17 protein-coding genes, 1 tRNA gene and 1 riboswitch are annotated in these 23113 nt (G+C 70.5%); of the genes, 7 read left to right on the top strand and 11 right to left on the bottom strand.

The window, feature by feature from the left end; all coding sequences use genetic code 11:
• Window positions 1-97 precede the first annotated feature (97 nt).
• On the top strand, window positions 98-1318 hold the full coding sequence (locus IEZ17_RS35030; RefSeq protein ID WP_189307369.1) for an acetyl-CoA C-acetyltransferase: 1221 nt from the start codon (window positions 98-100) through the stop codon (window positions 1316-1318).
• A 636-nt stretch (window positions 1319-1954) separates the two neighbouring features.
• A complete protein-coding gene (locus IEZ17_RS35025; RefSeq protein WP_189307367.1) occupies window positions 1955-2947 on the top strand; it encodes a hypothetical protein in 993 nt (330 codons plus the stop codon).
• A gap of 33 nt (window positions 2948-2980) precedes the next feature.
• Here IEZ17_RS35025 and IEZ17_RS35020 read toward each other — a convergent pair whose 3' ends face one another.
• A complete protein-coding gene (locus tag IEZ17_RS35020) occupies window positions 2981-3361 on the bottom strand; it encodes a hypothetical protein (RefSeq protein ID WP_189307365.1) in 381 nt (126 codons plus the stop codon).
• Window positions 3362-3459: 98 nt separating this feature from the next.
• Between IEZ17_RS35020 and IEZ17_RS35015 the strand changes: the two genes are divergently transcribed.
• On the top strand, window positions 3460-3687 hold the full coding sequence (locus IEZ17_RS35015; RefSeq protein ID WP_189307363.1) for a DUF4287 domain-containing protein: 228 nt from the start codon (window positions 3460-3462) through the stop codon (window positions 3685-3687).
• Between the two features lie 84 nt (window positions 3688-3771).
• Here the strand turns inward: IEZ17_RS35015 and IEZ17_RS35010 are convergent, their stop codons facing one another.
• Window positions 3772-4602 (bottom strand): Bax inhibitor-1/YccA family protein, encoded by an 831-nt coding sequence (locus IEZ17_RS35010; protein WP_189307361.1) that lies wholly within the window; start codon window positions 4600-4602, stop codon window positions 3772-3774.
• Window positions 4603-5157: 555 nt separating this feature from the next.
• Here IEZ17_RS35010 and IEZ17_RS35005 point away from each other — a divergent pair.
• Together IEZ17_RS35005 and IEZ17_RS35000 are read left to right on the top strand one after the other, a co-directional pair.
• Complete coding sequence (locus IEZ17_RS35005; protein WP_189307381.1) at window positions 5158-8007, top strand: bifunctional glycosyltransferase/CDP-glycerol:glycerophosphate glycerophosphotransferase; 2850 nt, start codon at window positions 5158-5160, stop codon at window positions 8005-8007.
• Window positions 8007-9176: a glycosyltransferase gene (locus tag IEZ17_RS35000; RefSeq protein WP_189307360.1), complete on the top strand. Its 1170-nt coding sequence runs from the start codon at window positions 8007-8009 to the stop codon at window positions 9174-9176. Before IEZ17_RS35005 ends, IEZ17_RS35000 begins: the two co-directional genes overlap by 1 nt.
• A gap of 105 nt (window positions 9177-9281) precedes the next feature.
• Here IEZ17_RS35000 and IEZ17_RS34995 read toward each other — a convergent pair.
• Window positions 9282-9363, bottom strand: a tRNA-Leu gene (locus tag IEZ17_RS34995).
• Between the two features lie 484 nt (window positions 9364-9847).
• On the opposite strand from IEZ17_RS34995, the gene IEZ17_RS34990 reads away from it, so the two are divergent.
• Window positions 9848-10630 (top strand): ABC transporter ATP-binding protein, encoded by a 783-nt coding sequence (locus IEZ17_RS34990; protein ID WP_189307358.1) that lies wholly within the window; start codon window positions 9848-9850, stop codon window positions 10628-10630.
• A gap of 53 nt (window positions 10631-10683) precedes the next feature.
• Window positions 10684-13227: an ABC transporter permease gene (locus IEZ17_RS34985; RefSeq protein ID WP_189307356.1), complete on the top strand. Its 2544-nt coding sequence runs from the start codon at window positions 10684-10686 to the stop codon at window positions 13225-13227.
• 153 nt (window positions 13228-13380) lie between these two features.
• Here the strand turns inward: IEZ17_RS34985 and IEZ17_RS34980 are convergent, their stop codons facing one another.
• The 8 genes from IEZ17_RS34980 to IEZ17_RS34945 form a co-directional block, all read right to left on the bottom strand.
• The gene (locus IEZ17_RS34980; RefSeq protein WP_189307354.1) at window positions 13381-14700 is read right to left on the bottom strand and encodes an SAM-dependent methyltransferase; all 1320 of its coding nucleotides are present in this window, start codon (window positions 14698-14700) and stop codon (window positions 13381-13383) included.
• Between the two features lie 200 nt (window positions 14701-14900).
• Entirely contained in the window at window positions 14901-16289 is a 1389-nt protein-coding gene (locus tag IEZ17_RS34975; RefSeq protein ID WP_189307352.1) for an NAD(P)/FAD-dependent oxidoreductase, read from the bottom strand.
• 509 nt (window positions 16290-16798) lie between these two features.
• Window positions 16799-17740, bottom strand: coding sequence for a Ppx/GppA phosphatase family protein (locus tag IEZ17_RS34970; protein WP_189307350.1), 942 nt, complete (start codon window positions 17738-17740; stop codon window positions 16799-16801).
• Window positions 17737-18339: a DUF501 domain-containing protein gene (locus IEZ17_RS34965; RefSeq protein ID WP_229852942.1), complete on the bottom strand. Its 603-nt coding sequence runs from the start codon at window positions 18337-18339 to the stop codon at window positions 17737-17739. The genes IEZ17_RS34970 and IEZ17_RS34965 overlap by 4 nt, the downstream gene beginning before the upstream one ends.
• Before the next feature lie 161 nt (window positions 18340-18500).
• Window positions 18501-18956, bottom strand: a complete 456-nt coding sequence (locus IEZ17_RS34960; RefSeq protein WP_189307348.1) for an FtsB family cell division protein — start codon at window positions 18954-18956, stop codon at window positions 18501-18503.
• 171 nt (window positions 18957-19127) lie between these two features.
• A complete protein-coding gene (gene eno / locus IEZ17_RS34955; protein ID WP_189307346.1) occupies window positions 19128-20444 on the bottom strand; it encodes a phosphopyruvate hydratase in 1317 nt (438 codons plus the stop codon).
• Window positions 20445-20767: 323 nt separating this feature from the next.
• Window positions 20768-21439, bottom strand: coding sequence for a LysM peptidoglycan-binding domain-containing protein (locus IEZ17_RS34950; protein ID WP_189307344.1), 672 nt, complete (start codon window positions 21437-21439; stop codon window positions 20768-20770).
• A gap of 7 nt (window positions 21440-21446) precedes the next feature.
• A riboswitch (cyclic di-AMP (ydaO/yuaA leader) is annotated at window positions 21447-21616 on the bottom strand.
• Window positions 21617-21865: 249 nt separating this feature from the next.
• A complete protein-coding gene (locus IEZ17_RS34945) occupies window positions 21866-23035 on the bottom strand; it encodes a LysM peptidoglycan-binding domain-containing protein (RefSeq protein WP_189307342.1) in 1170 nt (389 codons plus the stop codon).
• Between the last annotated feature and the right edge of the window lie 78 nt (window positions 23036-23113).

The raw sequence follows: 23113 nt of genomic DNA, 5'->3' as shown, positions 1-23113 counted from the left end.
CACCCGACCACCACCCCTCAACGAGGCTCCCCCGGACTCCGTCCGGGGGGACCCCCACCGCGCCGCCCATTCACCCTTTGCCTCTTGGAGCCGTGTGATGCCCGAAGCCGTGATCGTCTCAGCCGCCCGCTCCCCGATCGGCCGCGCCTTCAAGGGCTCGCTCAAGGACCTGCGCCCCGACGACCTCACCGCGAAGATCATCGAGACCGCTCTGGCCAAGGTCCCCGAGCTCGACCCGACCGACATCGACGACCTGATGCTCGGCTGCGGTCTGCCCGGCGGCGAGCAGGGCCACAACCTCGGCCGCATCGTGGCCGTCCAGATGGGGATGGACCACCTCCCCGGCTGCACCATCACCCGCTACTGCTCCTCCTCGCTCCAGACGACCCGGATGGCGCTGCACGCCATCAAGGCCGGCGAGGGCGACGTCTTCATCTCGGCGGGCGTCGAGATGGTCTCGCGCAGCGTCAAGGGCACCTCCGACGGCCTGCCCGACACCCACAACCCGCTCTTCGCGGACGCCGAGGCCCGTACGGCCGCGCGCGCCGAGCAGGAGGGCGCGGACTGGCACGACCCGCGCGAGGACGGCCTGATCCCGGACGCGTACATCGCGATGGGCCAGACCGCGGAGAACCTCGCCCGCCTCAAGGGCGTCACCCGCCAGGACATGGACGAGTTCGGCGTACGGTCCCAGAACCTCGCCGAGAAGGCGATCAAGAACGGCTTCTGGGAGCGGGAGATCACCCCGGTCGAGCTGCCCGACGGCACGGTCGTCTCCAAGGACGACGGCCCGCGCGCCGGCGTCACGGTGGAGGGCGTCCAGGGCCTCAAGCCGGTCTTCCGCCCCGACGGCCTGGTCACCGCCGGCAACTGCTGCCCGCTCAACGACGGCGCCGCCGCGCTCGTGATCATGTCCGACACCAAGGCCCGCGAGCTGGGCCTGACCCCGCTCGCCCGGATCGTCTCCACCGGCGTCTCCGGCCTGTCCCCGGAGATCATGGGCTACGGCCCGGTGGAGGCCAGCAAGCAGGCCCTCCGGCGCGCCGGCCTGAGCATCTCGGACATCGACCTGGTCGAGATCAACGAGGCGTTCGCCGCCCAGGTGATCCCCTCCTACCGCGACCTGGGCATCGACCTGGACCGCCTGAACGTCAACGGCGGCGCCATCGCCGTGGGCCACCCCTTCGGCATGACCGGCGCCCGCATCACCACCACCCTGATCAACTCCCTCCAGTGGCACGACAAGCAGTTCGGCCTGGAGACCATGTGCGTGGGCGGCGGCCAGGGCATGGCGATGGTCATCGAGCGGCTGAGCTGAGCTGTAGCGGAGGGTGGGGGCCGGGTGCGAGGAACGAGTGCCCAGCACCCGCCCGCAGCGGAAGCGAGGCTCAGCGCGACCAGCGGCACGCGCGGCTGAGCTGAGTTGTAGCGGAGGGTGGGGGCCGGGTGCGAGGAACGAGTGCCCAGCACCCGCCCGCAGCGGAAGCGAGGCTCAGCGCGACCAGCGGCACGCGCGGCTGAGCTGAGCCGCGTGACGCATCGCCCGGCAGGGGTGTGCGGGGAAAACGGACCAACTCCCGTTTCCCGCGCACCCTTCGCTGTTGCCCGGACACTCTCGGCGAGACCGCGTGACCCGGATCACCCGTTGACAAGATCGCGACCCAATCGCCGCCACGATTGTGACCAACATCCTGGGGCGGCAGCGTCCTTGCAGCTCAGGCGGGGGTCGCCCCGGCGCACGAGACCCTGGGGCCTGGCTATTTCGGGGCAAATTACACCGGGAAAGGTCGCCGACCAGGGCCAGGCTGATGTAGGAAGTCGGGGAACAATCTGCTAACGGGAGTACGCCGGCGAGCGAGCCGCTACAGCGAATGCGTGGACCCGTGAGCGAGCGCATCAAGGGGGGCACCCCGGCCGACGGCCGGGGGAAGTCCGAGCGAAGCGAGGTTTCGGCATGAGCGTCACCACCCTCGTCCTGCTGCCGGCCGCGGGCGTCGCGGTGGTGCTGGGCGCCGTCGCCCTGCACACCGCCCGTACGCTGCGCCGCCAGATCGGCGCGCTGCACGCCGACCTCGTCGCCGCCCGCGCGGACGCCGAGGCCCGCGCCGAGGACGCGCGGCTGGCCGCCGCGGCGATCCCCGCGGCCCGTACCGTCCCGGCCGCCGAGACCCCGCTCGCGGACATACGCGCCGCGGTCGCGGACGCGCTGGCCGAGGAGCGCGAGCGCGAGCTGGCCGAGGCCCGTGCCTTCTGGGCCGCGCAGGAGGCCCGGGACTCCCTGAACGCGACGGACGCCCCATCGCTGCTCGGCGGGCTGGCCGGCCTCGGCGACGAGGGTCCGCCCGACGGCCGCGAGGGCCGGCGCGAGCTGCCCGAGCGGCTGGAGCCGGACCGGCTCGACACCCAGCCGTTCGTGCCCCGCCAGGCGGATCTCGCCGGGCTGGAGCCGCTGCTGGGCCCGGAGGTGCTGGAGCCGCTGCCCGCCCTGGAGTCCGTCGAGGCCCTGGAGACCGTGGAGGCGCTGGAGGCGCTGGAGACGCCGGAGTTCGAGCTGGCCGAGGAGACCGAGTCCGCCGAGCTGGCCGCCGCCCGCCGGCGCCACCCCTCGCACCCGGACTTCTCCCCCGCCCCGGTGATCGGCGACCACGAGCGCACCGTCGCACGCCTGGAGGAGCTGGCGCGCGAGAGCACCCCGCTCGTCGACGTGCGCCCCGGCCCGCTGGGCACCCTGGACGTCTATGTCTTCGCCGACGGCACCACGCTGTGCCTCACTCCCGGGCACCGCGAGACCGCCGAGAGCGTCGCCGGTGCGCTGCACGCGGGCCACGCCCCGGTCCTGCTGGGCGGCTCCAGCATCTCCGGCGGCTACGCCCTGACGTTCTCCTGGGGCGAGGACCGGGACGAGAACGTCTACATCCTCGCCGACCGGGTCATCGCCTCCCTCTGACCCGCCGACCCGGCGCGGCGGCCCGGACCGGCCCTAACAGCGTTCCGCCGCCGCCCGGACCCATTGCACGGCCTCCGCCAGCTGTTCGGCGGGGGCCACTTTCGCGTCAGCTTCCGCTGCCGGCCCGGCGGCGTCCGGGGCGCCTGCGGCGGGTGCCGCCGCGGCGACGCGCAGCGCCTCGACGAGATCGTGGCCGGCCACCGCCAGTTGGTCCCCGGCGGCGAAGATCCCGGCGTCCGGGAGCTCGTGGGGCCGCTGTCCGGGGCGTTCGATCAGCTGCGCGCGGGTCGCCAACTTCCGCGCCAGGGCGAGCCCTTCGACTGCGGCTCCGCGCCGCAGGGCGCTCTGCGGCAGCGACCTCAGGCGGTCGGCGAGCGCGTCCACGGCGGTCTGCAAAGGCTTCACGTCAAGCACATCGTGAGCCTATGCGCCACTCCCGGGTGGTTGCCAATGCCGGAACGCTGAGGCACGGTGAGCAAAAGAACCAGCATCGACCGCGTCCGGAGGCGCCGATGTCTCAGCTCTTCTCCGAAGAGACCCACCGGAACATGCTCTCCCGTATCCCGCAGTGCACCGGCCGGGAAATCTCCGAATGGCTGCGCACCGTTGACGAAGGCCCCGCTCTCATCCGCTTCGACGAAAAGGTCAGCTGGCTGCGGGGCGAACACAATCTCGCCCACGGACACGCCAAGGCGATCGTCCACGAACACGATCTCAGGCGCGCCGCCCGCAAGTTCTGATCCGGGCGCGGCAGTGCCCCCGGAATGCGCCGAGGGCCCGCAGGCGGTTGCCTGCGGGCCCTCGGTCCGCTTCGCGGTCCGGCGTCAGTCGCGCAGGATCGAGATCAGCCGCAGCATCTCCCAGTAGATCCACACCAGGGTCAGGGTCAGGCCGAACGCGGCCAGCCAGGACTCCTCGCGCGGCGCGCCGTAGGCGATGCCGTCCTCGACGTGCTTGAAGTCCATGGCGAGGAACAGCGCGCCGAGGACCACGCCCACGATGCCGAAGACGATGCCCAGGCCGCCGCTGCGGAAGCCGAGGCCGTCACCCCCGCCGAACACCATGAACAGCACGTTCACCAGCGACAGCAGGACGAAGCCCAGTGCCGCGATCATCACGAAGCGGGTGAAGCGTTCGGTGACCCGCACGATGCGCGTCTTGTAGGCGATCAGCATGGCGACGAACACCGCCATCGTGCCCAGCACCGCCTGCATCGGGGCGCCGTTCATCTTCGGCAGGTCGTTGATGAAGCCGCTGAGCGCACCGAGGAAGACGCCCTCCAGCGCCGCGTATCCCAGGATCAGCGCCGGGACCGGCTTGCGCATGAAGGACTGGATGAACCCCAGCACCATCGCGACCAGGCCCGCGCCGATGGCGAAGGCGAGCTGGCCGGTCAGGAAGATCCAGCCGACGGTGGCGCCGGCGATGACCGTGCCGAGCGTCAGGCCGGTGCGCGTGACGACGTCGTCCATCGTCATCGGGCGGGACTGCGGGGTGTACTGCGGTGCGTACTGCGGCGCCTGGGTGGCGTACGGGTTGGCTCCGGCGTACGGGTTGGCTGCGGGGCCCCCGGCCTGCGGCGGTGCGTTGAAGCCCGCGTAGCCGGTGTCGCGGCTGAACCCCCGTCGCGAGAAGACCGGGTTGCTGCTCCTCATCTCACTCCTCCATGGCCGCCCTGCGCGGCCTTGACGCAAGCGTAATGGCTTGGCAAAGACACGTCTCTCGTACCTGGGCAGGATCTTCCCCTAAGTTACGGAGGACACGTCTCCTGCCTGGAGGACGTTCAGGAGGGCCCAGAGGTGCCCGTATCGGCCGGCGAGTTGCCGGACCGCGCCGCCTTCGTCACATCTGCCGCTGTGTCATATGCCACTCCGCCGTCAACGCGGCGGCCGTGCAGACCCGCCTGAAGGTCCGGACAAAATCCGGGTAATCGATCTTTTCCCGTCGTGATCGAACGAGCATTTCCCGCACCGTCAACTCCGACAGCCCCGGGTCACCGGCATGATCGGAATCCGATAAATGTCTGATCGCAAGGCGCGCGGGCAACCGATTCACCCCGGCCGCCGTCTTACCAACTAGCCGGAACCTGCCCTTCCTCGCGCGCCACCCCGTCACCACCCGTAGCGGACCGAGTGCGGACGGTCGTAAACCCCGAGTGGAGATGGGGCTATTCTTGCCGGAAACAGCAGCGAAAGAGGGTTGAGGTGCCTGTGCCTGACGTCTCAGTAGTCGTCATTGTCTACAACGACGCCGACCGGTTGCCGACCGCGGTCCAGTCCGTGCTGGATCAGACACTCCGGGACGTCGAGGTGGTGATCGTCGACGATTGCAGCACCGACCGTTCTTTCGACGTCGCGCAGCAACTCGCAGCCACCCACCCCGAGCGGGTCAGAGCCTTCCAGCTGCCGGAGAACAGCGGCGCCGGCGGCGAGCCGCGCAACGTCGGCATTCAGCACACCAGGGGACAGTACGTCATGTTCCTGGACAGCGATGACGTCCTGGAACACAACGCGTGCCGCAATATGCTGGAGGCCGCCGAGGAAACCGACTCGGACATCGTCTCCGGCCTGTGCGTCCGGCTGCACAAGGACACCCGTAACCAGAAGCGCGACGAGTGGTACTCCTGGCTGTATTCCACGACCCGCACGCTGGATTCCGTTACCGAATTGCCGGACCTTTTTGTGTGGGACACCCTCTCCACCAACAAGTGCTACCGCCGCGATTTCCTCATCGAGAATGATCTCCGTTTCCCCAAGGGGATGTTCTACGAGGACCTGATGTTTATCGCCGACGCATATCTCGCGGCGGAGCGCATCACCCTGATTCCCAATCAGGTCTACTTCTGGCACGTCCACGAGCAGGCCGCCGTGAAGTCGGTGACGAACCGTCGGCACGAGATGACCAATTACATCCACCGGCTCGAAGTGCACCGGCGCATCGACGCCCTGCTGGAGCAGCGCGGGCTCACCGGGATGAAGCTCGCGAAGGACGTCAAATTCCTCAAGCACGACCTCGTGCTGCACCTGCGGGACCTGCCCTTCCGGGACGACGCCTACCGCCAGGAGTTCGCCGAGCTCTCCCGGGAGTACCTGGCGGGCATCGCGCCCGAGGCGTACGAGCGCGTCCTGCCGATACAGGCCATCTGTGCCTACCTGCTCCAGAAGGGCGACTGGGACAACCTGATCCCGGCGGTGGACACCCTCATCAACCGCGACAAGGTCTCCTCGCCGCTCGCCGAGCACGACGGCCGCATCTACTGGTGCGACGGCCACTTCGACGACGCCTTCGGCCGCCAGGTGCTGGACGTGACCGACATCGGCTACCACGAGAAGCCGGTCAACCAGCTGTTCCTGCGCAACCAGATCACCCGGTTCTCCGAGGCGGGCAACGCGGTCTCCCTGGCCGGGCGGATCACCAACCCGCTCGGCGTGATCCCCGAAGGCGCGAAGCTGAAGGCCGAGCTGGAGTTCAGCGCCCGCCGGCGCAGCCTCCAGTCGTTCACCTTCCCGGTGCAGACGGTGCGCCACGACGGCGACGCCATCGCCTGGGAGACCACCGCGGACATCACCGCGCAGCTGCGCCCGCTGGGCATCGTCGACACCATCTGGGACGTCCGGCTGTCCCTGGACGTCAACGGGGCCCGCACCACGACCCGGCTCACCGTCTCCGACACCGAGCTGGCCGGCGGCCCGCTGCCGGTCCGGCCGCGGCTGACCCGGATGGTCGCCGACCACATCGAGCCGCACGCCTCCTCCAAGGGGCACCTGGCGTTCCGCCTGATCAGCGAGAGCCGCAACGCCGAGCGCGTCCAGGAGCTCATCGCCAAGGGCGTGCGCGGCAAGCCGGGCACGCTGGCCAAGAACGGCTTCCGCAAGGCGAAGGCGCTGCGCAAGACCCTCACCTCCGGGGACAGCAAGCTCCGGGCGTACCACGAGGTGTTCAGCCGGCTGCCGATCAAGAAGCGCACGGTGGTCTTCGAGAGCCACCTGGGCAAGCAGTACAGCGACAGCCCGCGCGCCATCTACGAGGAGATGCGCCGGCAGGGCCTGGAGTTCGAGGCGATCTGGTCGTACGCCGGGTCCCCGAAGGACTTCCCCAAGGACGCGACCCTCGTCAAGCGCTGGTCGCTCCAGTACCTCAAGGCGCTCGCGCAGGCCGAGTTCTGGGTGGACAACCAGAGCTACCCGCTCAAGCTCACCAAGCGCCCCGAGACCACCTACATCCAGACCTGGCACGGCTCGGCGCTGAAGAACATGGGCTTCGACCAGCCCTCGCTCAAGGCGCAGACGCGCCAGCAGCAGGCCGAGCAGCAGGAGTCGCTGGACCGCTTCGACCGGTTCCTGTGCCGGACCGAGCACGACGCGCGGACCCTGGCCAAGGCGTTCCGCCTCAAGGAGAAGACGCTGCTGCGGGTCGGCTACCCGCGCAACGACGTGCTCGTCAAGGCCCGGCAGCGGGAGGCCGAGCTGGGCCGCCGGGAGCGCGGTGCGCTCGCGGCGGAGCTGGGCATTCCGGCCGACAAGACCGTGCTGCTGTACGCGCCGACGTTCCGCAAGGCGGGGGGCCGGCACGGCCGGTTCGCCCTCCCCTTCGACGTGGAGCGCTTCGCCGACGAGTTCGGCGACCGCTACGTCCTGCTCGTGCGCTCGCACTACCTCAACCACGTGGTGCTGCCGCCGACGGTGCAGGGCCGGGTCATCGACGTATCGGCACGGCACGACATCAGCCCGATCCTGGAGCTGGCGGACGGTCTGGTCACCGACTATTCCTCGGTGATGTTCGACTACGCGCTGCTCGACCGGCCGCTGATGTTCTTCACCTACGACTACGACGAATATGTGCACGAGGGCCGCGGAACGTACTTCGATCTGCTGGAGCACGCGCCGGGCCCGGTAGTGCGCACCGAGGAAGATTTCTTCGAGACCATGCAGTCTTTCGAGACCCAGCAGCTGGAATACGCCAAGGACCGCAAGGAATTCGTCGCCAAGTTCGGGGAATACGACCGGGGCGACGCCGCACAGAGCATCGTCGACCAGTTCTTTGCGCAGTGGAGCCGTTGATGACCAAGTCGAACGCAGCCGGGCCGCGGGACATCTTCTTCGTCTCCAACAGCGTCAACGAGCTGGGCGGTATCACCAGTTGGTCGCACCAGATGGCGCGCCTGTTCGTCGAGCAGGGCCATCGCGTGCACGTCGTCGGCATCGTGCCGCCGCCCGAGGGGCGGGTCCACGAGCTGGCCGCCGATCTGCCGTACGAGACCACCACGCTCTACGACGTTCATCCGCCGAGCGTCCGCCCCGTACGCGGCCTCAAGGACAAGCTGAACCTCGTCGAGCAGCGCCGGCGGACCGCCCGCGAGGCCGGGATGCACGAGCAGGCGGCCAAGATGAGCGCGCTGTTCCGGGCGGCCCGGCCGGGCGGGATCGTGATCGTCACGCAGGTGTGGGCGATGGAGTGGGTCGCGCTCGCCGACACCGCGGGCCTCGCGGTCATCGGAATGAGCCACGAGTCCTTCGAGACCTGCCGCCGGTCGTCCCGCTTCGCACGCGTCAAGCGGTTTTACCAGGACGTCGACCGGATGTTGCCGCTCACCCGTGAGGACGCCGACCAGTGGATCCGGCAGCGGATGGACAACGTCGGCTTCATGCCGAACCCGCTGCCGTTCTTCCCTGACGTCCCCTCGGACCGGTCCCGGAAGGTCGTGGCCAGCATCGGCCGGCTCCACGAGGAGAAGGGCGTGGACCTTCTCCTGGAGGCATGGGCCAAGGTCGCCTCGCAGCACCCGGACTGGACGCTGCGGATCTACGGCTCCGGTGAGGAGGCCGACGCGCTGCGCAAGCAGGCGGCCGAGCTCGGGGTGACCAATTCGGTCGAGTGGATGGGCCGGACCAGCGATGTGGCCGGGGCGCTGCGCGAGAGCGCCGTCTTCGCGCTGAGCTCGCGCGGTGAGGGCTTCCCGCTCGCCCCCATGGAGGCGATGGCCACCGCCGTGCCGTGTGTGGCGTTCGACGTGGCGCCGGGCGTCCGCGAGATCATCACGGACGGTACGGACGGCTTCCTGGCGCCTCCGGGCAACGTCACCGAATTCGCCCGGCACCTGGACGCACTGATGTCCGACAAGGAACTGCGGGACACGATGGGCGAAGCGGCCCGTGAGAACATCCAGCGGTTCTCCACCGACGAGATTGTCGGCCGCTGGGAGGCGCTGTTCGCGCTCGTGGAGCGCTGAGCCGACTCGGCACCGAACGCCGCGGGCCGCCGGTTTTCACCGGCGGCCCGTTCTCGTTGAAAATTCAGGTACGTGCTGGTCTTTGTCCCCGCTGCTCGCGGGGAGTGCCCGGAGCCGGACTTGAACCGGCACGGCCCGTAGGCCAGCGAGGTTTAAGCTCGCCGTGTCTGCATTCCACCATCCGGGCTTGGGGTCCCCCATGCCGCCTCAAAGAAGGCAGCACGAGCGTAGCCCGCAGCGCACACGGCAGATCGGCCGCTCATCCCGAGGTTGTCTTATTTTATTGGCAACTGAGGGTGCATCAGCCACCGCCCGAGCCCCCGGCACATGCCTGATGCCCATGTTCGGCGTTACATACCACGGCGAAATTCGACCCCGAATTGACGGAAAGTCGACGCCCCTGTGGAGACCCTCCGGTCGGCTGCCCGGCCAGGGCGGCACCGCCCGCCGGGCGCCCCGGAAGCCGTCACGGCATCAGGGCCGGACTCATACCCAGGGATGACGGAGGCGTTGTCGGCTAATCCCCTGGGGTGGTTCAAGGACGGTCACACGGGTTGACGTCCCGGCCCCTTTCCCTGCCGGACGATGGAAGCCGTTGTTCTTCTGCCCGCTTCCCCGGCCGCCCGGCCGGCGCGGAGCGGCCGGTCCCCGTCCGACAGGAGCCCCTTCCCGTGACCACCACCCACTCCGGCGTCACCACCGCCGGCCGCAGCACCGCGGTGGCCGCCCGCGCCACGGATCTCTCCAAGGTCTACGGACAGGGCGAGACCCAGGTGGTCGCCCTGGACGCGGTCTCCGTCGACTTCCGCCAGGCCCAGTTCACCGCGATCATGGGCCCCTCGGGGTCCGGCAAGTCGACGCTGATGCACTGCATGGCCGGCCTGGACTCCATCTCCGGCGGCTCCGCGCGGATCGGCGACATCGAGCTGACCGGTCTGAAGGACAAGAAGCTCACCCAGCTGCGGCGCGACAAGATCGGCTTCATCTTCCAGGCGTTCAACCTCCTCCCGACGCTGACCGCGCTGGAGAACATCACCCTGCCCATGGACATCGCGGGCCGTAAGCCGGACCGCGTCTGGCTGGACCGCGTCGTGGAGACCGTCGGCCTGTCCGGCCGGCTCAAGCACCGCCCCAGCCAGCTCTCCGGCGGCCAGCAGCAGCGCGTCGCGGTCGCCCGCGCGCTGGCCTCCCGGCCCGAGATCATCTTCGCGGACGAGCCCACCGGAAACCTCGACTCCCGCTCCGGCGCCGAGGTCCTGGGCTTCCTGCGCAACTCCGTGCGCGAGCTGGGCCAGACCGTGGTGATGGTGACCCACGACCCCGTCGCCGCGTCGTACGCGGACCGCGTCATATTCCTCGCCGACGGCCGGATCGTCGACGACATGCCCGACCCCAGCGCCGACATGGTGCTGGAGCGGATGAAGGGCTTCGACGCCAAGGGCCGTACGAGCTGACCGGCAGCAGCCGCCCCCGCCACCCCGGACCTCTCCTCCAGGACTGACCACCCATGTTCCGTACCGCCTTGCGCAATGTGCTCGCGCACAAGGCCCGGCTGCTGATGACCGTTCTCGCCGTGATGCTCGGCGTGGCCTTCGTCTCCGGCACCCTGGTCTTCACCTCGACCATCTCCGACGCGTTCCAGTCGAGCTCCCAGAAGGGCTTCGACAACGTCGACGTCGCCATCCAGCGACACTCCTCCGACCCCGCGGCCGGCGCCCCCGGCGCGCCCGGCGCGTCCTCCCCACTCGACCAGAAGCTGCTCGACAAAGCCGCCCGGCTGCCCGGTGCCGCCTCCGCCACCGGCACCGTCTCCGGCTTCACCGCCATCGCCGACAAGAGCGGCAAGCTGATCGGCGACGGCTTCTCGACCCGCGGCGGCAACTACTTCCCCGGCAAGGAGGGCAAGGACGCCCGCTATCCGATGCGGGACGGCGCCGCTCCCAAGGGCGCCGACCAGTTCGCGCTGGACGCCCACACCGCGGACCGGGCCGGCTACAAGGTCGGCGACACCGTCCGGATATCCGTCGACGGGCCGGTCCGCGAGCAGAAGCTGACCGGCGTCTTCACCACCGACGACGGCACGGTCGCGGCCGGCGGCAGCCTCGCGCTGTTCGACACCGCCAGCGCCCAGAAGATGTTCGCGGCGCCCGGCGAGTTCAGCGAGATCGACGTCAAGGCCGCGCCGGGTACGTCCCAGACGGCCCTGAAGGACGCGGTCGAGAAGGTGCTGCCCAAGGAGGGCGCCGAGGCGACCACGGGCAAGCAACTCGCCGACGAGCAGGCCAAGATGATCGCCCAGAGCATGGACGGCATGAAGACCGGCCTGCTGGCCTTCGCCGGTATCGCGCTCTTCGTCGGCGTCTTCATCATCGCCAACACCTTCACCATGCTGGTCGCCCAGCGCACCAGGGAGCTGGCGCTGATGCGCGCGGTCGGCGCCAGCCGCCGCCAGGTGACCCGCTCGGTGCTGATCGAGGCGTCCGTGGTCGGCGCGGTGGCCGCGGTGACGGGCCTGGTGGCCGGTATCGGCATCGGCGCCGGACTGCGCGCGCTGATGAGCAGCACCGGCGCGAGGGTGCCGGACGGCCCGCTGGTGATCTCGCCGTCCACGATCGTCACGTCCCTGCTGGTCGGCATCGTCGTGACGGTCCTGGCCGCCTGGCTGCCGGGCCGGCGCGCCGCGAAGATCCCGCCGGTCGCCGCGATGAACAGCGTGCACGCCACCGCCACCACCAAGTCGCTGGTGGTCCGGAACACCATCGGCGCGCTGTTCGCCGGAGCCGGTACGGCCGCGGTCCTGGTCGCCACGGGCATGTCCGACGGCAAGGCCACCATGGCCGCGGGTGCCGCGCTGCTGCTGATCGGCGTGTTCATCCTGACGCCGCTGCTGTCCCGCCCGCTGATCGCCCTCGCCGCCCCCGTGCTGCGGCTGTTCGGGATCTCCGGCGTCCTCGCCCGGCAGAACGCGGTCCGTAACCCGCGCCGGACCGCTGCCACGGCCTCCGCGCTGATGGTCGGGCTGACCCTGATCACCGGCCTGACGGTGATCGCGGGCAGCGTGCAGCAGGGCATCGACAAGATGGCCACCGCCTCGCTGAAGGCCGACTACGTGGTCTCCATGGCGAGCCGGACGCCGCTCTCCCCCGACGTGGCGAAGCAGATCGCCGGCCTGGACGAGGTCACCGCGTCCAGCCCGCTGCGCAACTCCGCGTCCCGTATCGGCACCGGCACCGAGTATCTGACCGGCGTCAACGGCAAGGACTTCGGCAAGCTCACCTCGCTCGACTTCACCTCGGGCGCCCTCGGGACCCTCAGCGGCGACCGCGCCGTCGTCGACGACAGCACCGCGAAGAGGAAGGGCTGGCACACCGGCTCCCGCCTGCCGGTGACCTTCGAGGACGGCAAGCAGGGCACGCTCACCGTCGCGGGCGTCTACAAGGGCAACGAGATGATCCGCGGCATCATCCTCGACAACGCCACCCTCGCCCCGCACCAGAAGCACATCACCGATATGCAGGTGATGGTCAAGACCAAGGGCGGTGCGACCGCGGCGTCCAAGGACAAGCTGGTCACGGCGCTCGGCAAGAACCCGGCGATCACCGTCGCGGACAAGAAGGACGTCTCCGACGCCATCGCCCAGGTCTTCACCCTGATGCTGAACATGCTCTACGGCCTGCTGGCCATGGCCGTGATCGTCGCGGTGCTCGGCGTCATCAACACCCTGGCGATGTCGGTCTTCGAACGGGCGCAGGAGATCGGCATGCTGCGCGCCATCGGTCTGGACCGCCGCGGCATCAAGCGGATGGTGCGCCTGGAGTCGCTGGTGATCTCGCTCTTCGGCGGGGTGCTGGGCATCGGCCTGGGCGTGTTCTTCGGCTGGGCGGCCGGTGAGCTGATCGGCGGCTCGCTGCCGACGTACCAACTGGTGCTGCCCTGGGGCCGGATGGGCGTCTTCCTCGCCATGGCCGCCGTCGTGGGCGTCCTGGCCGCGCTCTGGCCGGCGCGCCGGGCGGCCCGGCTGAACATGCTCCAGGCGATCAAGGCCGAGTAGTCACAGCAGGCGGAGCAGGCGGGGTCGGCGGGGCGGCCTGCGCGCGCCACCCGGACGGCCCGAGGGCCCCGGTACCACGGCATCCGTGGCACCGGGGCCCTCGGTCGTACGCGGCCGGCCGCGGCCCTCCCCGGGCCGCGGCGGGCCCGGGTTTCAGCCTCGCCAGTCGCGCGCCCGCAGGTGCAGGCCGGAGGCGCCGGAGTCCGGTGTGCGGACCGCCAGCACCTGGTTGACCCCTATGCGGTTCCGCTCGAACGACAGCGCACACGCGGCCATGTAGAGCCGCCAGACCCGGGCCCGCCCGGGGGACGTGAGGCGAACTGCCGCCGCCCAGTGCGCCTCCAGGTTGGCGACCCACTGCCGCAGCGTCAGCGCGTAGTGCTCCCGGATCGCCTCCATGTCGCGCACCTCGAAGCCGGCCTCCTCCAGCTGGCCGGCGGTCCGCCCCACCGGCGCCAGCTCGCCGTCCGGGAAGACATAGCGGTCGATGAACTCGTCGACGCGGTACGTCTCCTCGTCGGCCAGCGGGCGGCGGGCGATCTGGTGGTTGAGCAGCCGCCCGCCGGGCTTCAGCAGGGCGTACAGGGAACTCGCGTACTCCGCGTACCGGGCCCGGCCGACGTGCTCGGCCATCCCGATCGAGGAGATCGCGTCGAACGGCTCGTCGTGGATCTCGCGGTAGTCCTGCACCCGGATCTCGATCCGGTCGGCGAGCCCGGCGTCGGCGATCCGCTTCCGGGCGTAGGTGGCCTGCTCCTCGGAGAGCGTGATCCCGACCGCCCGTACGCCGTACTCGCGGGCGGCGTGCAGCACCATCGAGCCCCAGCCGCAGCCCACGTCCAGCAGCCGCTGGCCCTCCTTGAGGCCGAGCTTGCGGCAGATCAGGTCGAGCTTGTCGCGCTGGGCGTCCTCCAGGGAGGCGGCGCCGCCTTCACCGGTCCCCCAGTACGCGCAGGAGTAGACCATCGACGGGCCGAGCACCAGCTCGTAGAAGTCGTTGCCGACGTCGTAGTGGTGGCTGATGGCCGCCTTGTCGCGCAGCAGGGTGTGCAGCGGGCCGCGGTGCCGCCGGGCCTCCTCGGCGGGCGGGGCGGGCGGGACGGGGGGCCCGGCCAGGGACAGCAGTTCCCGGGCGGCGGCGCGGATCCCGGGGCGGGCCAGGGCCCGCAGGGCGGCGGCGCGCTGCGGCTTGGGGGCGGCGGTGCCGCGCTCCCAGATCAGTCCGGCGAGGCGGTCGAGCGCTTCGAAGAGGTCGCCGTCGATGTCGATGTCGCCGGCCACCCAGGCGCGGGCCAGGCCCAACTCGCCCGGTTTGAACAGCAGTCGGCGCAGCGCGCGGCGGTTGCGGACCACGAGCACGGGTGCCCCCGGCGGGCCGGACTCGCTACGGTCCCAGGCGCGGATCCGCACCGGGAGCGGGGCTCCCAGCACCTCCTCGGCGAGCTTGGTGAGCCGTCCAGCGGCGTCGGCCATGTCGCACACCTCCGTGTTGACGAGTCGGGCAAAGAAGTTTCACCCACCACGTAAACGCCAAGTGGGCGCCCAGTTAGTCCCGTTCGCCAGCAAGAGAACCGCAATGCGCCCGGTTTCCGCCACACCGGACACGCCAAAGGGCGCCCGCCCCACGGATGGCGGACGCCCTTCGGGCTGGTCGGAGTACCCGACCGGAGAATTCAGGAAGCCTTGGCCTTCGGCTTGTCGCCACCGGTCGCGGCGGCCGGGGCCGGCGCCGGCTTGGCCGCCTCGTAGAACTCCTCGCGGGGGTTCTCCATGGCGCCGAGCGAGACCACCTCGCGCTTGAGGAACATGGCGAGGGTCCAGTCGGCGAAGACCCGGATCTTGCGGTTGAACGTCGGCATCGCCATGCCGTGGTACCCGCGGTGCATGTACCAGGCGAGACGGCCCTTGAGCTTGATCTTGGTCTTGCCCATGACGATCATCGCGACGCCCTTGTGCAGCCCCAGACCGGCCACCGCACCCTTGTTGGCGTGGCTGTATTCCTTCTGCGGGAAGCCGCGCATACCGGACACGACGTTGTCGCCGAGGACCTTGGCCTGCCGCAGCGCGTGCTGCGCGTTCGGCGGGCACCAGGCGTTCTCGTTGCCGGCCCTGCGGCCGACCATGTCGGGGACCTGCGCGTTGTCGCCGGCCGCCCAGATGTAGTCGGTGCCCTGCACCTGGAGGGTGGCGGCGGTGTCGACGTGGCCGCGCGGGCCGAGCGGCAGGCCGAAGCGGGACAGCACCGGGTTCGGCTTGACGCCGGCGGTCCACACGATGGTGTTGGAGAGCACCTCCAGGCCGTTGTCCAGGACGACGTTGCCGTCGACGCAGGACTTCATGCTGGTCTTGAGGTAGATCTCGACGCCCCGGGACTCCAGGTGCTCCTTGCCGTAGGCGCCGAGCTTCGGACCGACCTCGGGGAGGATCTTGTCCGCGACGTCGACCAGCAGGAAGCGCATGTCCTCGCGCTTGACGTTCTTGTAGATCTTCGCGGCGTCGCGGGCCATGTCCTCGACCTCGCCGACGGTCTCCGCACCCGCGAAGCCGCCGCCGACGAAGACGAAGGTCAGCGCCTTGCGGCGGACCTCCTCGTCGGTGGTCGAGTCGGCCTTGTCCAGCTGCTCCAGGACGTGGTTGCGCAGGCCGATGGCCTCCTCCACGCCCTTCATGCCGATGCCGTTCTCGGCCAGGCCGGGGATCGGGAAGGTACGGGAGACCGCACCCATCGCGATGACCAGGTAGTCGAAGGGCAGCTCGTACGCCTCGCCGACCAGCGGGGCGACGGTGGCGACCTTGCGGTCCTGATCGATGGTGGTGACCCGGCCGGTGAGGACCTCCGCCGTGGGCAGCACGCGTCGCAGCGGGACCACGACGTGGCGGGGAGAGATGCTGCCGGCCGCAGCTTCAGGGAGGAAGGGCTGGTACGTCATGTACGAGCGCGGGTCGACGACCGTGACGGTCGCCTCGCCGTACCGCATCTTCTTCAGAATGCGGCGCGCCGCGTACAGGCCAACGTACCCACCGCCTACAACGAGGATCCTGGGACGCTCCGTGGTGCTCATGCAATCGAGTATCCACCCCCACATGGGGGGTTGCTCGTGAGCCCCTTCACAAGGATGTAGGAGGCGTCTGCTACACTCCGCCGGCTCCGTGACCGACGCCATAGCGAAGTTGGGGAACCACGGTGTAACGCGACACGTTGGAGACCCCTGTTGATCAGGGCTTGTCCCGCCTCGCGCCGCCGAACCACCCCTCGTGCGCACACTCGCGTAACACGCCGGAGACACACCGAAGACCGGGCAATTCGCGGGCGGGAGGGTCCTAGGACCTTCGAATGAGGGTCGGATGGACAGATAGTTCGCCCATGAGGCGGGTTTTTCATGTGAAGGATTTCACGAACTTTCTTTCCGGCGCCCCGTCCGGAACCCCTGCAACCCGCCTGAAGGCCGCTCAGACGGCGTCCGACCCGCTCAAAATCCCGCTCGCCGGGGGCGGTTGCCGCGCCGGACACCGCCCGGCGGCACCGGCCGCCGGAACGGTCCCCGGCGCGGCGAGCCGGCCGGGGCGGGGGTCAGACCATGCTCCAGGCGATGCCGTCCAGAATGTCGTGTTCGCTGACGACGACCTCCTCGGCGTCGATACGTTCCATGATCGACAGGAGGACGAGGGCGCCGGCGCCGATCACGTCGACCCGGCCGGGGTGCATGACCGGGCTGGCCGCGCGTTCGGCGTGGGTGGAGGTGAGCAGGTCCTCGGTGATCTCGCGGACCTTGGCCAGGGAGATCCGGGAGTGGTGGATGGCCGCGGAGTCGTAGTGGTCCAGGCCGAGGGCGATGGCGGCGACGGTGGTCACCGAGCCGGCCAGGCCGACCAGGGTGGCGGCCTCGCTCAGCGGGACGGTCTCCTCGGCATGGTCCAGGGCCGCGGCGATGTCCGCCTTTATGGCGGTGATCTGGCCGGCGGTCGGCGGGTCGCTGATCTCCCCGTGGTGGACGAGGTGGCGCTCGGTCATCCGGACGCAGCCGACGTCGACGGAGCGGGCCGCCCGTACGGACCCGTCGCCGAGGACGAACTCGGTCGAGCCGCCGCCGATGTCCACGACCAGGTAGGGCAGCGCGATATGGGGGTGGCCGGTCAGTTCCCGGGTGGCGCCGGTGAAGGAGAACTCCGCCTCCTGGTCGCCGGTGATCACCTCGGGCTCGACGCCCAGGATGTCGACGACACCGCGGACGAAGTCCTCGCGGTTCTCCGCGTCCCGGGAGGCGGAGGTCGCCACGAACCGGAGCTGCTCGGCGCCCAGGCCCTTGATCACCGCGGCGTACTCGCGGCAGGCCGCGAAGGTGCGCTCCAGCGCCTCGGGGGCCAGCCGGCCGGTCCGGTCGACGTCCTGGCCCAGCCGGACGATCTGCATCCGGCGGTCCAGTTCCTTGAGTTCACCGGTGCCGGGGTCCAGGTCGGCGACGAGCAGCCGGATGGAGTTGGTACCGCAGTCGATGGCGGCGACCCGCTTCACTTGGCGTCTCCTTCGGGGGCGTCGGGGGTTTCCGAGGTGTACCGGGTCGCGGCGGCCGGGGACTTCGCGCCCTCCGGTGCGTCCGCGCACGGGGACACGCACGGGCCCTTGCGCCACCACTCCGGGAGCATCGCGAGGGCCTCGTCGCCGAGCGGGTTGACGCCGGGCCCGGCCGCCAGCGAGTGGCCGACGAGCACATGCAGGCACTTGACCCGGTCGGGCATACCGCCCGCGCTCGGGAAGCCCTGGAGCACCTCGATGTCGTCCCGGCGCCGGATGTAGTCCTCGTGGGCCGCGCGGTAGGCGGCGGCCAGTTCCGGGTCGGCCGCCAGCCGCTCGGTCATCTCCTTCATCACGCCGTTGGCCTCCAGCGTGCCGATCGCGGAGGCCGCGCGCGGGCAGGTGAGGTAGTAGAGCGTGGGGAAGGGCGTGCCGTCCTCCAGGCGCGGCGCGGTCTCGACGACGTCCGGCTGCCCGCAGGGGCAGCGGTGCGCGATGGTGCGCAGGCCGCGCGGCGGGCGGCCGAGCTGCTCCTTGAAAGCGGCGATGTCCGCGGCGGTGGGCTCGGTGGGCTCGGTCTGGGGCGGAGGCGTTTCCATGGGCGCTTTCGGTGAGGGCGGCGGATTCTGGTCCGGTCGCGGCGGGGCCGGGCGGGGCGGCGGGCCGCCCCGGGGGCCGGTCGGCCGCCGGGCTCGGTGCGCACCGCCGCGGGGTCGTGCGGGTGGGGCCGTGCGGACGGTCCCGGTGTCGACAGTACGGGCTACCGCCGGTCCGCGGCGTCGACCCCGTCCCACAGCTTCTCGTACCAGGGCGGCTGCGCCGCCGCCGACCCCTTCTGCGCCGCGCGCACGCCGGAGCCGTCCTGGACGGTGTAGGCGGTCTCGCCCGGCATGACGTAGTGCAGATGCCGGCGGGCCTGCTGCCGGACGAACTCCGGGTCCTGCCAGCGGGCCTTCTCGTCGCGCAGCCGGTTCAGCTCGGCGCCGGCGTCCTGGGCCTTGCGGCGCTGGTCGGCGATGTCCGAACGCTGGGAGATGTACTGCCTTATCGGGTAGGCGAGGGCGACGACCAGGGAGCACATCACCAGCGCGAGCAGGGCGGCGCGGCCGGTGAGGCGGTTGCGCCGGGGGCGGCGCTTCGCACGGTAGACGCGGGCGGCGGCCTGTTCGCCGAGCGCCTTGAGCCGGGTCGCGGTGGAGAACCGGTCCGCGGGCACGTGGCCTCGCCTCCCCTTCAGATTCCGTCGTGCCGCCGTGTCGCCACAACGACGTACGTCCCCGGCAACGGTACGGGACCGGTGCCGGGGACGGACGGAAGACGTACGGACGCTGCCGCGGGCTGCGGCCGTCAGCCCTTGAAACGGGGGACCGCCGAGCGTTTCAGGGCGTCAGCCCTTGAAACGCGGGAAGGCGCTGCGGCCCGCGTACACCGCGGCGTCGTCGAGGATCTCCTCGATGCGCAGCAGCTGGTTGTACTTGGCGACGCGCTCGGAGCGGGCCGGGGCGCCGGTCTTGATCTGGCCGCAGTTGGTGGCGACCGCGAGGTCGGCGATGGTGACGTCCTCGGTCTCGCCGGAGCGGTGCGACATCATGCACTTGAAGCCGCTGCGCTGGGCCAGCTCGACGGCGTCCAGGGTCTCGGTCAGCGAGCCGATCTGGTTGACCTTCACCAGCAGGGCGTTGGCGGAGCCCTCCTCGATGCCGCGGGCCAGGCGCTCCGGGTTGGTGACGAAGAGGTCGTCGCCGACCAGCTGCACCTTGGCGCCGAGCTTGTCGGTGATGACCTTCCAGCCGGCCCAGTCGTCCTCGAACAGCGGGTCCTCGATGGAGACCAGCGGGTAGGCCGCCACCAGCTCCTCGTAGTACTCGGTCATCTCGGCGGCCGAGCGCTCCTTGCCCTCGAACTGGTACTTGCCGTCCTTGTAGAACTCGGAGGCGGCGACGTCCAGCGCCAGCGCGATGTCCTGGCCGGGGGCGTAGCCCGCCTGCTTGACGGCCTCCAGGATGAGGTCGAGGGCCTCGCGGTTGGAGCCGAGGTTGGGGGCGAAGCCGCCCTCGTCGCCGAGGCCGGTGGACAGGCCGCGCTCCTTGAGGACCTTCTTGAGGGTGTGGTAGACCTCCGCGCCCCAGCGCAGCGCCTCGGAGAAGGACTCCGCGCCGATCGGGGCGATCATGAACTCCTGGATGTCCACGTTGGAGTCGGCGTGCGAGCCGCCGTTCAGGATGTTCATCATCGGGACGGGCAGGATGTGCGCGTTCGGGCCGCCCAGGTAGCGGAACAGCGGCAGGTCGCTGGCCTCGGCGGCGGCGTGCGCGACGGCGAGGGAGACGCCGAGGATGGCGTTGGCGCCGAGCGAGCCCTTGTTGTCGGTGGCGTCCAGGTCGAACATCGCCTGGTCGATCAGCCGCTGCTCGGTCGCGTCGTAGCCGACGAGCTCCGGGCCGATCTGCTCGATGACGGCCAGTACGGCCTTCTCGACGCCCTTGCCCAGGTAGCGGTTCGGGTCGCCGTCGCGGAGCTCGATGGCCTCGAAGGCACCGGTCGAGGCACCGGACGGCACGGCGGCACGGCCGGTGCTGCCGTCGTCGAGGCCGACCTCGACCTCGACCGTGGGATTACCTCGCGAGTCGAGAATTTCGCGGGCTACGACGACGTCGATGGACGGCACGTTGTCTCCTTCATGGGTGTCTGGAGGTCTCGGCATGAGCCTAACGGCCCCGGACGGATCCGCTCGCCCTCGGCCCGCTCCGTGGGACGGAAAAACCCAACAAGCAGCCCAAAATCCCAGTTCACGGAAGGTTCGGGCAGATTGTTCGCTGAGCGGGGAAACCGGCGGAAGGCGGTCGTCGGGCAGGCTGCGCGACGCCGTGGAAGCGACGCCGTGGAAAGGAGCCCTGGAAGCGACGTCATGGAGAAGCCCCGCCGCGGCGCGCTCGGGGGAAGTACGCGCCGGGGCGGGGCAGACTCGGACGGCCGGTCCGGGTCCGGCTCATGTCCGGCTCGGGGAGCCGGACCGGCCGAAGCGGCTCAGATGCTGAGCTTCTGACCCGGGAAGATCAGGTTCGGGTTGCCGCCGACGACGGACTTGTTGGCCGCGTACAGCGACTTCCAGTTGGTGCCGTGCGCCTTGGCGATCTTGGCGAGGGTGTCGCCGGCCTTCACGGTGTAGGTCTCACCGGAGCGGTGCGAGTGCTGCGGGGCCGGCTGGGCCTTCTCGCGGACCGGGGCGGACTTCTTGGTGGTGCCCTCGGACTTCTTGTGGGTCTCGGTGGTGCCCTGGCTCTTCTTGGCGGCGGAGCCGGACGGGTCGACGTCGGCGGCCGGGCCACCGGCGGTCAGGTTGCCGGCACCGGCGCAGGACCAGGCACCCGGGCCCTGGATGGCGAGCAGCTTCTCGGCGACGGCGATCTGCTGGGCCTTGGTGGCCAGGTCGGCGCGGGCCGCGTACTTGGTGCCACCGGCGGCGGCCCAGCTGGAGTTCGAGAACTGGAGGCCACCGTAGTAGCCGTTGCCGGTGTTGATCGACCAGTTGCCGCCGGACTCGCACTGGGCGACCTTGTCCCAGGTGGCGACCGAGGCGGCGGAGGCGGAGGTGGCGCCCATCAGCGGGACGGCGACGGCGGCACCGGCGACACCGGCGAGGGTGGCGACGCGGACGGCCTTGGAGCTGCGGCGGTGCTTGCCCTTGTTGATCAGCATGGTGCGTTCGTTTCCTCACCGACGCCTACGAGGTGAGCTGTCGGGTTCGGGCCATGTGAGTTGCCCGGCCGTGTGTGCTGCACACACGGCTTCACCCCAAGCCGGCTGACCCGCTCTCACGGGCGGGGCCGGCACTTACCTTGGGTCCCCCGCTCCTGCCTTCGGCGCTTGCGCGTCGGTTCCCCCGACCGCCGGCAGGATTCGGCGTGCGATCGAAGAGCTCGCTTTGGCGAGCGGTCCTGACCGTAAGCAGTAATCCTCTTGGTGTTCAAACCCCATGCTCTGAACCAAGTTGACCGTTTTTGATCACCAGGGTGGGCATTTCCGCAGGTCGGCACCGGTATGGCAACGGGGGGCGGGCCATGGCCCGCCCCCCGCAACGAGAGCCTTGTCTCACTTTGGAGAAAAGGGACGAACCGCCGGTAACTACCCTTCCCCGTGCCCGAGATCGAGCAGCTGACCTGGGCGAATCAGGTCCGCGTCGGCACCGACGACGTCCTTGTTGCGGTCGTAGAGCGCGGTCCAGCCGCCGGGCAGATCATGGCTGCCGGCGATGGCTGACAGGGTGTCACCCGGGCGTACGAGGTAGCGGTCGGCAGCGGCCGGGGGCGTGTCGTGCGCGTCACCGCCGCGGGAGGCGTGACCGTCCGAGGAGCGGTCGGGGTCGCCGCCCCGGCCCTCGTCACGGCCCGCACCGGCGCCCTTGCCGTCGTCCCCGCGGCCGTCCCCAGTGCCGTCCCCGCTGCCGCGCTTGCCGCCGTTCTTGCCGTTGCCGTTGCCGTTGCCCTTGCCCTCGCCGTCGTCCGGGGCGCCGCGGTGCTTGCCCCGGCCGGGCGGCGCGGACGGAGTCGGCCGGTCGTCGCCGGGCGTCGGAGAGGCGGAGCCGGACGGCGACGGGGTCGGGGTTGCCGACGGGCCGGTGGGGTCGGTGGGGTGGTCGCCCTTGTCGCCGTGATCGCCGTGGTCACCCCAGTCGCCGTGGTCACCGTGATCGCCCTGGTTACCCCGGTCGCCGTTGTCACCCTGGTTGCCCTGGTTGCCCTGGTTGCCCTGATCGCCGTTGTCCGCGGATCCCGGGGAGTCGGGCCCGGGCGCCGAACCGGACGGGCCGGCGGTGCCCGAGTCGTCGTCCGACCCGTCGGAGGGGTCGGCGGTGTGGGAGTGCGACGGGCGCGGGGAGGGCCGGGTCGTGCTGCCGGGGTTCACGTCCGGCGCCCGGCCGTCCTTGGCGAGGCCGGCGTTGCCCGCGCAGCCGGGGAAGGCGTCGGGGCCGCGGTCGTCGAGTATGGACTCGGCCACGGCGATCTGCTGGGCGCGGCTGGCGAGGTCGGGGCGGGAGGCGTAGGCCGAGCCGCCGTAGCCGTCCCACATCTCCTGGGTGAGCTGGAGGCCGCCGTAGAAGCCGTTGCCCGCGTTCGCGCTCCACACGCCGCCGCTCTCGCACTGGGCGACCTTGTCCCAGGTGCCGGTGTCGGCGGCGTGGGCGCCGCTCGCGGCGAACAGGGGCAGGGCGAGGCCCGCGCCGGTTACTCCTGCCGTGACAAAAATGGCCGGTGCTTGACGGGGTCGACGATGCCGGCCGTTCCCGGAACGCATGCGGTTGCCTTTCGCGCGGCGGTTGAGTTGTCGGATCGGCGCCGGAGCGGCCCCGACCGGTCCGCCGGGTTCTGCCGT

Origin of the sequence: Streptomyces albospinus, assembly GCF_014648695.1 — a bacterium.
Taxonomy (GTDB): domain Bacteria; phylum Actinomycetota; class Actinomycetes; order Streptomycetales; family Streptomycetaceae; genus Streptomyces; species Streptomyces albospinus.
Note: the sequence above shows the minus strand (reverse complement) of the source record. Positions and strands in the feature narration are given on the sequence as shown.